Origin of the sequence: Mesorhizobium sp. M0618, from assembly GCF_040320765.1 — a bacterium.
Classification (GTDB): domain Bacteria; phylum Pseudomonadota; class Alphaproteobacteria; order Rhizobiales; family Rhizobiaceae; genus Mesorhizobium.
Window position 1 is genome coordinate 12,891 of record NZ_JAMYQH010000012.1, and the last position, 14,537, is coordinate 27,427.

The window sequence follows — 14,537 nt, forward strand, 5'->3', positions numbered from 1 at the left end:
GACAATGTCGGACATTCAGATCTATCCGGGCCTCAGCGACGCCGAATTCGAGACCTGGGCCGAGAAGGCCCGCGACGTGGCGCGGCAACTCGCGGCAACGGCGCTCGAACGCGACCGGGCAAACAAGGACCCGGTGGAAGAACTGGCGCTGCTGCGCGACAGCGGCTTGCTTGGCCTGGCTGCGCCACGCGAATTCGGCGGCGCCGGCGCAAACCTTGTCCAGGCGCTTAAGATCAGCCGCATCATCGCCGCCGCCGACGGGTCGATCGGACAACTGATCGCCTATCATTATTCCAACGGTGTCTGGACCTACATTCTCGGCACGGCCGAGCAGTGGGAAAAGACGGCGCGTGGCGTCGGCGCACAAGGCTGGTTCCAGGGCGGCGTCAGCAACCCGCGCGACCAGTGGAACGAGATCGAGCATGTCGGCGACCGCCGATTCCTGAACGGCAGGCGCACCTTCGCAACCGGCGCCTCGGTGGCCCAGGTCATCACCGTCAGCCTCTGGGACAACGGCAAACGCGCTCACTATCAGATCCCGCCGACGCGCAAGGGCATCAGCTTCGGCGGCGACTGGGACAATCTCGGCCAGAGACTGACAGCGAGCGGCAGTGTCACTTTCGACCGTGTCGAAGTCTTCGAGGATGAGCTGCTCAGCGCCCTCGACGATTATGAGGGCGATGTCGAATTGCGCGATGGCCTGCGCGTCCTGTTCAGCCAGCTCATCTTCATCAATTTCTATCTCGGCATCGCCGAGGGCGCTCTTGCCGCCGCCGCCGATCATGTCCGCCGCTTCGGCCGGCCCTGGCCGGAGTCCGGGCTGGAACGGGCGATCGACGATCCCTACCATCTGGTGCTGTTCGGCCGGCTATCCGCCGGCATTGCGGCGGGCATAGCAATCGCCGACAAGGCCGCGGCGCTTTACGAGGCGGCACTGCATGCCGGAGCGTCGGTGACGGCGCAGCAATGGGGCGAACTCGCAACGATCATCGACCAGGGCAAGATCGTCGCCAACGACGTCGTGCTCGACGTGACGGCGCGCATCTTCGAAGCGACGGGCGCGCGCTCGACGGCCAACAAATATGGCCTCGACATCTATTGGCGCAACGCGCGCACCCATACCGTCCACGATCCGGTCTCCTACCGGGCGCGCGAGGTCGGCACATATCTGCTGGCCGAAACGCTGCCGAGACCGCGAACCTATGCGCAGCCGCCGCAGCCGGAAGCGCACAAGCCTGAAGCCGTGCCCACGCGGAAGGCATCATGATATCGGATGTGCGCCTGCTGACCGGGAAGGCCGAACTCGCGCAGGCCGCACGCACCTTCCGCACGGCCATGGTCGGCCTGCCGCCGCTCGGCCCGATCGACGACGCGCTGATCGACAGACTGTTCGAGCCGGATCGCACCTGGGGCGCCTTCGACGGCGAGACGCTCGTTGGCACAACCGACTCCTATTCGGGACGGATCGCGGTTCCCGGCGGCGCCTGGTTGCCGCAGGCCGCGGTCACCCATGTCGGCGTGCTGCCCACCCATACGCGGCGTGGCGCCGCCACGGCGCTGTTCAAGGCGCAGCTGCGCGCCGCGCGCGAACAGGGCGAGGCGGCGGCCACCTTGCGGGCCTCCGACGCGCGCATCTACGGCAACTTTGGCTATGCGATCGCCAATACTTCTGTCAGCCTGGAAGTCGACACCCAGCGCGCGCGCCTGCGGGCAGGGCTGACGTACTCCGACAAGATTCGGCTGATCGACAGCGACGATGCCTGGGCGATACAGGCGCGCATCTACGCGGGTCAGCCTGTTTCGCGCGCGGGCGTCATCACACGCTCGGCCTATTGGTGGGATTTTCAGGCGTTGCGCCAGACGCACAGCGGCACGCCTAACTACGTCGCCGTTCACGGCGACAAGGGTTCGGAAACCGGGTTCGTGCGCTATCACCCTGTCGGCCTCGACAGCTGGTTCACCAGCTCGGAACGCACCATCGTGGTCGATGATATCGTGGCCTACAGTCCGGCCGCCTATGTCGCGCTGGTCGCACATCTGCTGGCGGTCGACCTGCCGCATCGCATCGTCTTCTGGAGCCGTCCCGCGGACGATCTGCTGCCGTGGCTGTTCGAGGATTTTCGAAGCGTTCGCGTTTCGGCGGCGCGCGACGAAACATGGCTGCGGCTCCTGGACGCTGAAAAGGCTCTAACAGCCCGGTCCTATGCCGGGCAGGGCAGCGTCGTGCTGGAAGTCTCCGATGCCATCCTGCCCGAGAACGCGACCAGGCTGCGCCTCTCGCCAGAAGGAGCCGAGCGCACCAATCTGTCCGCCGCCGTGGTGACGGACGTGGCCGCGGTTTCGGCGGCCTATCTCGGCGGCGTGAAGTGGTGGCAGCTCGCGCAGACGGGGCGCCTCGGCGACTTCGACCGGGCTGCGGTCGAAACGCTCGACACGCTGTTCACGGCGCCGGCCTTGCCTCATTCCGGAACAATGTTTTGACAGGCGGAGCTAATATAAAATGTATTTTGAAAGTGTGTTTGAAAAATGGGTAATTTTATCTCAAAATTATTCTCGCTAAATGCAATGGTATTTTGAAGAATTATTTATAATCGGAGAGAAGTAATGACAACACATGTTGCGCGTAATTTACTATTGGGAATTGCAGGTGGCATTCTGTCGATTTATGTTCTTGGTTCATCCGCGCAAGCGGAAGATCTGAAACATGGCGGGGTCCTGCGGATTGCTTCGATCCAGTCCGATCTCGATGCGTTCGATCCGCTCACCGGCTACAGCATCGATTCCTGGGAAATCCTGCGCGCAACAACGCGCCAGTTGGTGACCTATCCCGGCTCGCCAGCCGGCCTCAAGGAGGACACCACGCTCGTGCCGGATCTCGCCAAGTCCTGGGACATCAGCGACGACGGCAAGGTCTACACCTTCCATTTGAAGGACGACGTGTTCTTCTCCGGCAGCATCGAGCGCAAGATCGTCGCCAGTGATTTCGTCTATGGCGTCAAGCGCTTCTGCGATCCCAACAAGCAGGTCGCCGCCATCAACTATTTCAACCTCGTGATCTCCGGCTTCGTCGACTATTGCAAGGAATTCGCGAAAGTGCCGACAGGTGATCTCGCTGCGACCAAGGCTTTCACCGACACGCACGAGATTGCCGGCGTCTCGGCTCCCGACGAGCACACGCTGGTCATCAAGTCGGACACCAAGAACTACGACTTCCTCAACATCCTTTCGATGAATTTCGTGTCCCCGGTGGCGCCCGAGATCGCGTCCAAATATTTCCCGGACTCGCTGGAGTCGCGCAAGAACCTGCCGTCCAGCGGCCCTTACTATGTCGACACCTATGAGCAGGGTCAGAAGCTGGTTCTGAAGAAGGCAAAGAATTTCAAGGCGGAGTCCGACCAGGCGCGCAGGGCCTATGCCGATGAGATCGATATCGATTTCACCGCCAACAGCGAGGACAGCGTCGTCCAGAAGATCATCGCCGGTGAGGCTGATCTGTCGCTCTATCTCGACATCCCGCCCATTCCGACGATCCAGCGCTTCCTGTCGCAGAAGAGCCCCGACATCCATGTGACGAACAGTGGATCGGCGAACTTCATCACCTTCAACCAGCGGCCGGAGGTCAAGAGCGACGGGGCCGAGGCGTTGCGCAAGCTGAAGGTCCGGCAGGCGCTGACCTATGCGGTGAACCGCGAACATCTGGCGCAGACGCAGGCCGGTTCGATCGGCGCGGTGCCGCTCACCCAGATCATCACCTCGACCATTCTCGGCTACGAGAAGTTCGACCCGTATCCGACCGAAAGCTACAGGGATGATCCGGCCAAGGCAAAGGAACTGCTCGCCGAAGCGGGATATCCGAATGGCATTGCGTTCGACGCGATCTACAGGGGCAACGCGCAGTTCGAAGCGATTGCCGTGACGCTGAAGGAGGATCTGGAAGCAGCGGGTATCACGCTCAACCTGATCCCGATCCCGCCGACGCAGTGGTACGCCTTCATCCAGGATCCGAAGAGCCGCTGGGACGTGTCCCTCGGCGGCACATTCTCCCCGGACTGGCAGGGACCGAGCACGCGCATGCTGCTTGGCGGCTGGCTGAATTCGGACGCGGCACCTTGCGGCACCGGCAACGTCCACGCCATTTGCTACAGCAATCCGGAACTCAACAAGCTAGCGGCGCAGGCCTATCCGTCCGACGATCCGGGACCGATCTGGACCAAGGCCGACAAGCTCGTCTCCGCCGACCTGCCATGGATTCCGTTGTTCGAGAAGCGCAAGGTCGTGGTCACTTCCGATCGCCTCGCCAACTGGGTGTGGTCGTCGCTGGCGGTCAATGCCGACATCACCAACATCGCTCTCAAGCAGTAGCAAGGCCGGACCGGCAAAAGGAGGCGCGCGTGCCCATCTTCTCTGTCGCCGATCTGCGCGTCGCGTTCGGCGGCGTGGACGTGGTGCATGGCGTCTCGTTTTCCGTCGAGCCGGGCAGGACGCTTGCCATCGTCGGTGAATCGGGCTCGGGCAAGAGCGTGTCGCTGCTCGGCGCCACCGGCCTTCTGCCACCGGCGGCGAGTGTTCGCGGCAGCGTGCTGCACAAGGGCGATGAGATACTGGGCCTCTCCGCCGGCGACCTGCGCCGGCGGAGAGGCGCCGATATCGGCTTCATCTTCCAGGACCCGCTCAGCAACCTTCATCCGCTAAAGACCATCGGCCAGCAGATCGCCGAAGCGATCACCGCCCACCGCAAGGTGGGACGCGGGGAGCTGCGTCAGCGCGTTCTCGATCTTCTGGCCGATGTCGGCATCCCCGATCCTGCGGCCCGCGTGAACGACTATCCCAGGCAGTTCTCCGGCGGCATGCGCCAGCGCGTGATGATCGCAGCGGCGATCGCGCTCAATCCCGGTCTGATCATCGCCGACGAACCGACGACCGCGCTCGACGTGACCGTGCAGGCGTCGATCCTCGATCTGCTGAAACGAATCCAGCAGGACCACGGCACGGCAATGATCTTCGTCAGCCACGATCTGGCCGTCGTTTCGGACATTGCCGACGATGTCCTGGTGATGCGCGCGGGGCACGTCGTGGAGCAGGCGCCGGCCGAGCTGATCTACAGGGCACCGCGCCAAGCCTACACCAGGGAGCTGCTCGGTGCGGCGCGGCTTGGCGGCCTGGTGGCCCGCGCGGCGCGATCATCGCTACTCCCGGCGCTGCCGTCGATGCCCGATTTGCTCTCCGTCTCGGCAATCGCGCGTTCGTTCGCAGGCCGCTCCGCCGCAGGCGGTCTGATCAGGCCGGTGCTCACGAATATCTCGTTCACCGTCCGCGAAAACGAGATCGTCGGCCTCGTCGGCGAATCCGGTTCCGGCAAGTCGACAATCGGCCGGCTGATCGCCGGGCTCGACCGGCCGGACGAGGGCAGCATCTCCCTGCGGGAGCGTATCTATTCGCGTTCGGGTGTCGGCGGGATCGCCATCGACCGGCAATTGCGGTCGGACATACAGGTTATCTTTCAAGACCCCTATGCAAGCCTCAACCCGCGGCGGCGCATCCGGTCCATTCTGGCGGAACCCTTCATCATCGGCACCAGACTGGACGCCGCGGCGATACGCCGGCGCGTGCAGGATCTGGTGCGCGACGTGGAACTTCCCGACGACGTGCTGGATCGTTTCCCGGCCCAGCTTTCAGGTGGCCAGCGGCAGCGTGTCGCCATTGCGCGCGCCATCGCGCTCGAACCCTCGCTGATCGTCGCCGACGAGCCGGTATCGGCACTCGACATCACGACGCAGGCGAAGATCATCAGGCTGCTGCAGACCATTCGCCGGCAGCGAGGCCTGTCGTTGCTCTTCATCTCGCATGATCTCGGCGTCGTGTCGGAACTGTGCGACCGCGTCATCGTGCTGGAGAAGGGCGTCATCGTGGAAGCCGGCGAGACAGGCCGTGTCTTCGGCGCTCCCCGGCATCCCTACACGGTCAGGCTGATAGACGCGATCCCCGGCAAGGTCCTGCGGCGCAACCCGGTTCCCGAGCGGATCGCCGCGCATGCCTGAGATCCGTGCCCTGGCGTCCGTCCAGGACCACGTCCTGCTGGGGCATGGCGAGGTGGTGAATTCCTACAGGTCGCTGCTTGTGCGAGCGCTGCTGCGCGAACGGTCCTTTCGCATCGGCGCGCTGATCATAGGCTTCGTCACCGCCGGTGCGCTGCTGGCGCCAGTGGTCGCGTGGCTGCTGGGGCACGGGGTGACGGAGCAGTTCCGCGATACGGCGTTGACCGAGATGGGACTGCCGACTGGCCCCACGTTCGAATTTCCACTTGGCGCCGACGGCAACGGCCGCGACGTGCTGGTCAGAACGCTCTACGGCGCGCGCGTATCGCTGGCCATCGCCATCCCGGCGACCACGCTTGCCATGATCATCGGCACCGCCATCGGCCTCGTCAGCGGATTTCTTGCCGGTCGCGTCGACCGCGTCATTTCGCAGGCGGTGGACGTCGCTTTGTCGTTCCCGTTCATCGTCACCGCGCTCAGCCTCCTGTCGCTGAACCGGGGCGTCGATGGCAAGCCGTTTGTTGCGCCCTCCCTGGTGGTGGTGCTGATCATAACCCTGTTTTCCTGGACCTACTTTGCCCGGCTGACGCGTGGCCTGGTGTTTGTCCTGCGCCGCAGCCCGCTGGTGGAAGCCGCGCAGACGATCGGCGCCTCGAAGGCCAGGATCATCATGCGCGAGATCCTGCCCAACATCGCGCCGGTCATCCTGGTCTACTGGGCGGTACAACTGCCGACCAACATCATCGCCGAAGCGACGCTCTCCTTCCTCGGCGTCGGCGTGCAGGCGCCGCAGCCGAGCTGGGGCAATATGATCGCCGAGGCGCAGCGCTCATCCCTCTACCAGTTGCAGCCATGGTTCCTGCTCGGACCCGGCATCGCGCTGTTTCTGACTGTGGCCGGCTTCAACACGCTGAGCGCTGGCCTGCGCAACGTCCTCGACCCCCATCGCCGCAGCGGGTGACGCCATGATCCGGCACACAGGCGGGCTGATCTTCCGGGCGCTCTCGACGCTGCTGATCGTGCTGGTGATCGCGTTCTTCATCACCCGCATAGCCTATCGCAATCCGGCCGCGATGCTGGCGCCGCGCAACGCCAGCCAGCAGGCGATCGATGCCATAGCACACGCGCTGCGGCTCAACGAGCCATGGTATCTGCAGTTGTGGTACTATCTCTACCGCGGCCCCGACATCCAGGGCGCGCCGATGGGGATCGCTCACTGGCCGCCGGCGCTGGGCTACTCCTTCCGCAAGCAGACACCGGTGACAGACCTCATCCTGTCCAAGGTGCCGGTGACGCTTTCGCTCGCCCTTGGTGCCGTCGTCATTTGGATGACGCTGTCGATCCTGCTTGGCGTGATTGCCGCGCGCCGGCAGGGCTCCTGGCTGGACAGGCTGATATCGGGCTTCGCCTATGCGAGCCTGTCGGTGCCGACGTTCCTCTCCGGCATCCTGATCTCCTATTTCCTGTTCTTCCAGCTCTCCAACCATGGGGTCTTCTGGTTTCCAAGCAGCGGTTATGTGCCGCTGACGAAAGATCCGTTCGAATGGGCCCGGCATCTGGCCCTGCCGTGGCTGACGCTGGCACTTGCCGAGATCGGCATTTTCCAGCAGCTGATCCGCGCAAGCATGCTTGAGGTTCTGGGCGAGGACTACATAAGGACGGCGCGCGCCAAGGGTGTTCCGGAATGGCGGGTCTATTACGATCATGCGTTGAAGGCCGCGCTCAATCCGGTGATCACGCTGGGTGGCCTGGAGCTTGCCGTCATCATGGGTGGGGCGATCGTCACGGAGACGATCTTCGGATTGGACGGCGTCGGCCGGCTGGCGATCAACTCGGCGCTTGAAGGCGATTTTCCGGTCGTCATCGGGACGACGATCTTCGCCGCGGCATCGTTCGTGTTCTGCACCTTCGCCGTCGACATCACAACCAGATGGCGCGACCCGGCGAGCCTGTCGTGACCGCCCGCCATCAGGCAATTCGCTCTCATTTCAGCACGGATATTGGGAAAAATATTCGCTCTGGCTGACATCGATGAAGCATGTTCCCTTATCATAATCCCCTTTGTCTATAATCTTAGTGCACAAAGTACGCCGCAACTCGCAAGAGGCAGGTCAGCTGCGCCATCCGGCGGAGCCACACTCCCGCGGAGCGACATCTCAGGCTCCGCGATAAATCATTCGACAAGGTGAATTCACGATGATCTCCCGCCTGTTGCGAACCATCATGCTGTCTCTGGCAGCCACGCTTCTGACGCTGACCGGACTTGCGGCACAGGAGGCGGGCGGGACGCTCAACCTGATCGTCCAGCCTGAGCCGCCGACGGTCAATATCGGCGTCAATCGCCTCGGGCCGACGACCTATGTCGGCAACAAGATCTACGAGAGCCTGTTGACCTATTCGGCCGATCTGAAGCCGCTGCCGCGCCTGGCGCAAAGCTGGTCGATTTCGGATGACGGCCTCGTCTACACCTTCAACCTGCGCCGCGATGTAAAATGGCATGACGGCCAGCCGTTCACGGCCAAGGACGTGGTGTTCAGCTTCCAGAAGTTTCTGCCGGCACTTCAGGCCCGCTCGCGACTCAACCTGGCGGAGGTGAAGGGCATCGCCACGCCGGACGACCACACCGTGGTGTTCACGCTCAAGGCGCCGTACCCAGCCTTTATCTACGTCCACAACACCGCCGTGCTGCCGGCCCATCTCTATGAAGGGGTGAGCGACTTTCGCACCGCCGAGGCAAACAGCAAGTTCATCGGCACCGGGCCGTTCAAATTCGCCGAGTGGAAGAAGGGGTCCTTCATCCACCTTGTCCGCAACCCTGACTATTGGGATGCCGGCAAGCCCCATCTGAACGACATCTTCTTCCACGTCATCCCTGACGCCAACAGCCGCGCCATCGCTTTCGAAACCGGTCAGGTGGATGTGCTGCGCGCAGGCGACGTCGAGAACTTCGACATTACGCGGTTGGCCGGGCTCGATGGCGTGCAACTGACCGAGGCAGGCTGGGAATTTCTTCAACCGGTCGGCTACATCCACCTCAACAACCGCCACAAGCCGCTCGACGATGCGCGGGTGCGCCGGGCGATCGCGCATGCGATCGACCGCCAGTTCATCATCGACACGATCTTTGGTGGATTCGGCCACGAGACCAACGGCCCGCTGTCGCGTCTGTCGCGGTTCAAGGACACATCGGTCGAAACGAAATATGAATTCGACCTGGCCAAGGCGAACGCCATCCTCGACGAGGCCGGCCTGAAGCCCGACGCCAACGGCGTGCGCTTCGAACTGCAGTTCGTTCCGCTGCCTTATGGCGAGCTGTGGCAACGCGAGGCGGAATATGTCCGGGAGGCGCTGGCGTCTGTCGGCATCAAGGTCAACATCGTGGCGACCGACGTGCCGGGCTGGTTCAAGCGGCTGACCACCTTCGACTATGATCTTGCCGAAAACTTTGTCTACACCACCCCCGACCCGGCAATCGGCATCAGCTATGCCTACACCACGCTCGAAGGCGACAATGCGGGCACGACCGGCGGCAATGTCCATGGCTATTCCAACCCCGAGGTCGACAGACTGCTGGCCGACGCCGCCCATGAGAACGACTTCGACAAGCGCAAGGCGCTCTATTCGCAAGCCCAGAAGATCATCTCCGCCGACGTGCCGCTCATCTGGACGCACGACATCGTCTTTCCGACGCTCTACCGAACCAAGGTTCACAATCTGATCGCGACCGGTCTCGGCACAGATGAAAACTTCGCCGATGTCTGGCTGGCGAAATAGCTGGCGGGGCTGGGTAGGATGGATCGTCTTGGCTTCCTGACGGGACGGGCCGCCCGCGCGGTTCTCATCCTGTTTGGGGTTATCGTGCTCAACTTCGTGCTGCTGCGCCTCGCACCGGGAGATGCGGCATCCGTCCTGGCCGGAGACCAGGGTGCGGCCGACCCGGCCTTTGTCGCGGAACTGCGCCACGATCTCGGGCTTGATCGCTCCGTGCCCGAGCAATTGTGGATCTACACCAAGTCGCTGGCGCGTCTCGACTTCGGCCAATCCTACCGCGACCAGCGTCCTGTTGTCGATATCATCGCGGAAAGGCTGCCGGCCACACTGCTTCTGACATTGACCGCCTTTTGCTTTGCGTTGGGGACCGGCATTGCGCTCGGGTCTATCGCCGCTCGGCACGCCGGCAGTCTGCTCGACACCGTGCTGACCGGCATTTCGGTGATGTTCTTTGCCATGCCGCTGTTCTGGACCGGCCTGATGGCGATCCTGCTGTTTTCGGTCTGGCTGAACTGGCTGCCGTCCTACGGCATGCAGACGGTGGGCGAGGGCGGGTCGGATCTCTCGCTTGTCGGGGATGTCGCCGTTCATCTCATTCTTCCGGCTCTGACGCTCGGCCTGTTCTACATGGCCATCTACATGCGCGTGACGCGCGCCTCGGTGCTCGACGTGCTCGATCGCGATTTTGTCCGTACCGCCAGGGCCAAGGGCCTGAAACCGGGATTGATCTGGCGCCAGCATGTGCTGAGGAACGCGCTGCTGCCGATCATCACCTTCGCCTCCTTGCAGGCCGGACAACTGATTGGCGGGTCGATCCTGATCGAGACGGTGTTCGCCTGGCCGGGCGTCGGGCGTCTCGCCTTCGATGCCCTCATGCAGCGGGACTACAACCTCTTGCTGGCGATCTTCTTCATCACCTCGACAATCGTCGTCGTCATCAACCTGGCCGCGGATTTTCTCTACGTTGCCGCCGATCCGCGCATCGAAATGGGAGCTTGAGGCGATGGCCTTGCCGCGAACCCCGTTCCTCAGGCATCCGGGCGCCGTCGCCGGCGCGCTGATCCTGATCGCGATCCTCCTGATGGCGATCTTCGCCGGTATCCTCTTTCCGGGCGATCCCTGGCGCATGGTTGCGCGCCCGAACCTGCCGCCCTTCAGCCCGGGTCATCTGTTCGGCACCGACATGCTCGGCCGTGATCTTGCGGCCGGCATCGCCCACGGGGCGCAGGTCACGCTGCTGATCGCTCTGGCGGTGACGCTGCTCGCCATCGCCTTCGGCACGGCGATAGGTGCTGTCGCCGGCTATTTCGGCGGCTGGGTCGACGACGTCGCCATGCGGTTCACCGAGTTCTTCCAGACCATCCCGAGCTTCCTGCTGACGGTCGTCATCGTTGCGATCGTCGCGCCTTCGCTGGCTTCGATCATCCTGGCCATCGCAATCGTCAGCTGGCCGCAGATCGCCCGGCTGGTCCGGGCCGAGGTGCTGAGCCTCGTCAACCAGGACTTCGTGCGGGCGGCACGGGTTGGCGGGCTGTCGACTGCCCGGATCATCTGGGGGCACATCCTTCCCAACGTGCTGTCGCCGGTGATCGTTGCCGCTTCGTTGATGACGGCGACCGTCATCCTGATCGAATCGGGCATCAGCTTCCTTGGTCTGGGCAATCGCGAGTTCGTCTCCTGGGGCTATCTGCTCGGCACCGGCAGGACCGCCTTTCGCGTCAACTGGTGGCTGTCGACCATTCCGGGCCTGGCGATCTTCCTCACCGTCCTTTCCCTGAACCTCGTCGGCGACGGCCTGAACCATTGGCTCAACCCTCGCAACAGCAATCGCGGTGGGCGCGCATGACGGCTCTGGTCGAGATCGCGGGTCTCTCCATCGCCTTGCCGGAGCACGCCGATCGAGCATTGGCCGTCGAAGACGTGTCGTTGCGTATCGATCGTGGCGAAGTGCTCTGCCTGGTCGGCGAATCCGGATCTGGCAAATCGGTATTGGCCGCGGCCATTGCCGGCCTGTTGCCTGCCAAGCAGCTCCGGATCGCCGCCGGTACGATCCGTTTCGATGGCCGCGACATTGCCGGGATCAGCGAGGCTTCGTTCCGCCTGCTGCGCGGCAAGCGCATTGGCTTCATCTTCCAGGAACCGATGAGCGCGCTCAATCCGGTGCTGACCATCGGCCGCCAGATCGAGGAAGCGCTCGCCGCGCATGATGGCGGCGACCGCAAGGCGCGCACCGCTCGCGTGCTGGAACTGGCGCGGGCAACCAGGCTTCCGGATCCCGAGACGATCATTCACCGCTACCCGCACCAGCTCTCGGGCGGACAGCGGCAACGGGTGATGATCGCCATGGCGATCGCCAACGATCCGGACCTGCTGATCGCCGATGAACCCACCACCGCGCTCGACGTCACGACGCAAGCGGAAATCCTGCGGCTGATCCTTGAAATCCGCGAAAGGCTCGGCCTCGCCGTTCTGTTCATCACCCATGATATCGGCGTGGTCGCCGATATCGCCGATCGCGTCATGGTGATGAAGGAGGGCCGGGTGATTGAGAGCGGCAGAGCAGACGACGTCCTCGAAGCGCCATCGCAGCCCTACACACGCCGCCTGATCGAAGCCGTTCCGGTTCTTCATACCAGTGCAATTCAAAGACGGGACGCAGGGGATCCGTTTCTCGTTGTCCGCGGGCTGACCAAGACCTATCGTGATCGCCGCGCGCCTTGGCGGCGGCAGGCTTCCGCCACCAGGGCGCTGGACGGTGTCAATTTGACGATTGGGCGCGGCGAGACGGTCGCCCTCGTCGGTGAATCCGGTTCGGGCAAGACGACGCTCGGCCAATGCGTCGTCGGACTGGCCGACTGGGATGAAGGCAGCCTGAGCTTCGACGGTGGCGATCTCGCCGGCACGACACGGGAGCGCACTTTACGTCCGCGTATCCAGATGGTGTTTCAGGATCCGTTCGCCTCCCTCAATCCGCGCCATCGCGTCCGCCGCATCCTTACCGAAGCCGCCATAGTCAACGGCCTTTCACGCGAGAGGGCGGAGGAGAGCATGTCCCGCCTCCTTGTCCGCGTCGGACTTGACCCCGGTGCGGCCGATCGTTTCCCGCATGCCTTTTCAGGCGGCCAAAGGCAGCGTATTGGCCTGGCGCGAGCACTCATGCTTGAGCCCGACCTGCTCGTCGCCGACGAACCGGTCTCGGCCCTGGATGTCTCGATACAGGCGCAGATTCTCGACCTTCTGGCGGAAATCAAACGCGATCTTGGCCTGTCGATGCTGTTCATCACGCACGATCTTCGTGTCGCCTCGGCGATCGCCGACCGCATCGTCGTCATGCAGAGCGGCAAGATCGTCGAGGACGGTCCCGCCGAACAGGTTTTGACACGTCCCGGATCCGACTATGCGCGTGCGCTGCTGGCGGCGGTCCCAGGCCTGTCCTGGGAGCGGAGCCGCAGCCAGATCGACCGGGCCGCCGCGGAATAGAGGCGTGATACCGGTCGCAGGACAAATCTACCAATCTTGTAGAATTAACAAAAACGCGCTGTCCGTCTTGCCCGAGCGATACTGGAATTTCCCCACCTGCCACCGAAAGGGATGGCGTTTTCTTTGTTTCCATCGCCTGCGGTGCGACGCTTCGATCACCAAACAAGAGGTCGAAATGAGCAGTTCTGCTGGTAAACAAACGATTCCGGTGCTGGATTTTTCCCGCTATGAAGCCGATCCGGCATCTCGCAAAGAATTCATCGAGGGATTGCGGCGCGCTGCACGCGATGTTGGCTTTTTTTACCTGACCGGACATGGCATCGCACAATCGCTGATTGACGATGTGCTTGGCGCGTCACGACGTTTCTTTGCCTTGCCGGACAAGGACAAGCTCCAGATAGAGATGGTCAACTCGCCGCATTTCCGCGGCTACAACCGGATTGGACAGGAACTGACGAAAGGACAGAGGGACTGGCGCGAGCAGGTCGACATCGGCTCGGAGGCACCGGCGCTGCCGCGCAATGCCTCGGTGCCGGCCTGGACGCGCCTGCAGGGACCAAACCAATGGCCGACCGCCTTGCCCGAGCTGAAGCCGCTTCTGCTGGAGTGGCAGGATCGCCTCACCGATCTTTCGACGCGCCTGCTGAAAGCCTTTGCCATTGTCCTGGAGCAGGATGAGGGTGCTTTCGAAGCCATCTATGCCGGCACGCCGAACCACCTCATCAAGATCATCCGCTATCCCGGCCGTGACGCGACCGAAAGCGAGCAAGGCGTCGGTGCGCACAAGGACAGCGGCTTCCTGACGCTCCTGCTTCAGGAAAGGCAGAAGGGGCTGCAGGTCGAAAGCGCCGATGGCGATTGGATTGACGCCGAGCCGCGCGCCGGCACCTTTGTCGTCAACATCGGCGAACTGCTGGAAATGGCGACCGATGGCTACCTGAAGGCCACCGTGCACCGGGTCGTAACGCCGCCAGCCGGCACCGACCGGCTGTCGGTCGCCTTCTTCCTCGGCGCTCCGTTCGATGCCGAGATTCCGCTCCTGGATCTGGCGCCGCACCTGAAAGCGCAGGCGAACGGGGTCACCCGCGATCCGCAGAATCCGCTCTACCGCAATTCCGGACAAAACGCGCTGAAGAGCCGGTTGCGCTCGCATCCCGACGTCGCGCGGCGCCATCACGCCGATCTGCTGGCCGCCCAGGCACGCGCCGAAGCTGTCCCGGTCGCTTGACCGCAACAACCATCAGGAAGGAA

11 protein-coding genes are annotated in these 14,537 nt (G+C 63.2%); all 11 read left to right on the plus strand.

Annotated features, from left to right (window positions below):
* Window positions 1-4: 4 nt before the first annotated feature.
* The 11 genes from NKJ04_RS14680 (at window position 5) to NKJ04_RS14730 (ending at window position 14,514) form a co-directional block, all read left to right on the plus strand.
* Window positions 5-1,267 (plus strand): acyl-CoA dehydrogenase family protein, encoded by a 1,263-nt coding sequence (locus NKJ04_RS14680; RefSeq protein WP_352609993.1) that lies wholly within the window; start codon window positions 5-7, stop codon window positions 1,265-1,267.
* Entirely contained in the window at window positions 1,264-2,481 is a 1,218-nt protein-coding gene (locus tag NKJ04_RS14685; RefSeq protein ID WP_128302608.1) for a GNAT family N-acetyltransferase, read from the plus strand. The genes NKJ04_RS14680 and NKJ04_RS14685 overlap by 4 nt, the downstream gene beginning before the upstream one ends.
* Window positions 2,482-2,604: 123 nt before the next feature.
* Window positions 2,605-4,362: an ABC transporter substrate-binding protein gene (locus NKJ04_RS14690; RefSeq protein ID WP_352675918.1), complete on the plus strand. Its 1,758-nt coding sequence runs from the start codon at window positions 2,605-2,607 to the stop codon at window positions 4,360-4,362.
* Between the two features lie 29 nt (window positions 4,363-4,391).
* The gene (locus NKJ04_RS14695; RefSeq protein WP_352675920.1) at window positions 4,392-6,038 is read left to right on the plus strand and encodes a dipeptide ABC transporter ATP-binding protein; all 1,647 of its coding nucleotides are present in this window, start codon (window positions 4,392-4,394) and stop codon (window positions 6,036-6,038) included.
* Window positions 6,031-6,996 (plus strand): ABC transporter permease, encoded by a 966-nt coding sequence (locus tag NKJ04_RS14700; RefSeq protein ID WP_352440730.1) that lies wholly within the window; start codon window positions 6,031-6,033, stop codon window positions 6,994-6,996. The genes NKJ04_RS14695 and NKJ04_RS14700 overlap by 8 nt, the downstream gene beginning before the upstream one ends.
* A gap of 4 nt (window positions 6,997-7,000) precedes the next feature.
* On the plus strand, window positions 7,001-7,993 hold the full coding sequence (locus NKJ04_RS14705; RefSeq protein WP_023809084.1) for an ABC transporter permease: 993 nt from the start codon (window positions 7,001-7,003) through the stop codon (window positions 7,991-7,993).
* 238 nt (window positions 7,994-8,231) lie between these two features.
* A complete protein-coding gene (locus NKJ04_RS14710) occupies window positions 8,232-9,809 on the plus strand; it encodes an ABC transporter substrate-binding protein (protein WP_023809083.1) in 1,578 nt (525 codons plus the stop codon).
* A gap of 18 nt (window positions 9,810-9,827) precedes the next feature.
* Entirely contained in the window at window positions 9,828-10,805 is a 978-nt protein-coding gene (locus NKJ04_RS14715; RefSeq protein WP_023809082.1) for an ABC transporter permease, read from the plus strand.
* A gap of 4 nt (window positions 10,806-10,809) precedes the next feature.
* Window positions 10,810-11,652 carry an ABC transporter permease gene (locus tag NKJ04_RS14720; protein WP_352675924.1) on the plus strand — a complete coding sequence of 281 codons (843 nt, stop codon included), beginning with the start codon at window positions 10,810-10,812 and terminating at the stop codon, window positions 11,650-11,652.
* Window positions 11,649-13,286, plus strand: coding sequence for a dipeptide ABC transporter ATP-binding protein (locus tag NKJ04_RS14725; RefSeq protein WP_352675927.1), 1,638 nt, complete (start codon window positions 11,649-11,651; stop codon window positions 13,284-13,286). Before NKJ04_RS14720 ends, NKJ04_RS14725 begins: the two co-directional genes overlap by 4 nt.
* 175 nt (window positions 13,287-13,461) lie before the next feature.
* The gene (locus NKJ04_RS14730) at window positions 13,462-14,514 is read left to right on the plus strand and encodes an isopenicillin N synthase family dioxygenase (protein ID WP_352675929.1); all 1,053 of its coding nucleotides are present in this window, start codon (window positions 13,462-13,464) and stop codon (window positions 14,512-14,514) included.
* Window positions 14,515-14,537 lie beyond the last annotated feature (23 nt).

Bases quoted from the DNA above. Each gene is read 5' to 3' on its own strand.
- NKJ04_RS14700 (WP_352440730.1), top strand. From the start codon at position 6,031: ATGCCTGAGATCCGTGCCCTGGCGTCCGTCCAGGACCACGTCCTGCTG.
- NKJ04_RS14730 (WP_352675929.1), top strand. From the start codon at position 13,462: ATGAGCAGTTCTGCTGGTAAACAAACGATTCCGGTGCTGGATTTTTCC.
- NKJ04_RS14710 (WP_023809083.1), top strand. From the start codon at position 8,232: ATGATCTCCCGCCTGTTGCGAACCATCATGCTGTCTCTGGCAGCCACG.
- NKJ04_RS14680 (WP_352609993.1), top strand. From the start codon at position 5: ATGTCGGACATTCAGATCTATCCGGGCCTCAGCGACGCCGAATTCGAG.
- NKJ04_RS14725 (WP_352675927.1), top strand. From the start codon at position 11,649: ATGACGGCTCTGGTCGAGATCGCGGGTCTCTCCATCGCCTTGCCGGAG.
- NKJ04_RS14720 (WP_352675924.1), top strand. From the start codon at position 10,810: ATGGCCTTGCCGCGAACCCCGTTCCTCAGGCATCCGGGCGCCGTCGCC.
- NKJ04_RS14685 (WP_128302608.1), top strand. From the start codon at position 1,264: ATGATATCGGATGTGCGCCTGCTGACCGGGAAGGCCGAACTCGCGCAG.
- NKJ04_RS14690 (WP_352675918.1), top strand. From the start codon at position 2,605: ATGACAACACATGTTGCGCGTAATTTACTATTGGGAATTGCAGGTGGC.
- NKJ04_RS14705 (WP_023809084.1), top strand. From the start codon at position 7,001: ATGATCCGGCACACAGGCGGGCTGATCTTCCGGGCGCTCTCGACGCTG.
- NKJ04_RS14715 (WP_023809082.1), top strand. From the start codon at position 9,828: ATGGATCGTCTTGGCTTCCTGACGGGACGGGCCGCCCGCGCGGTTCTC.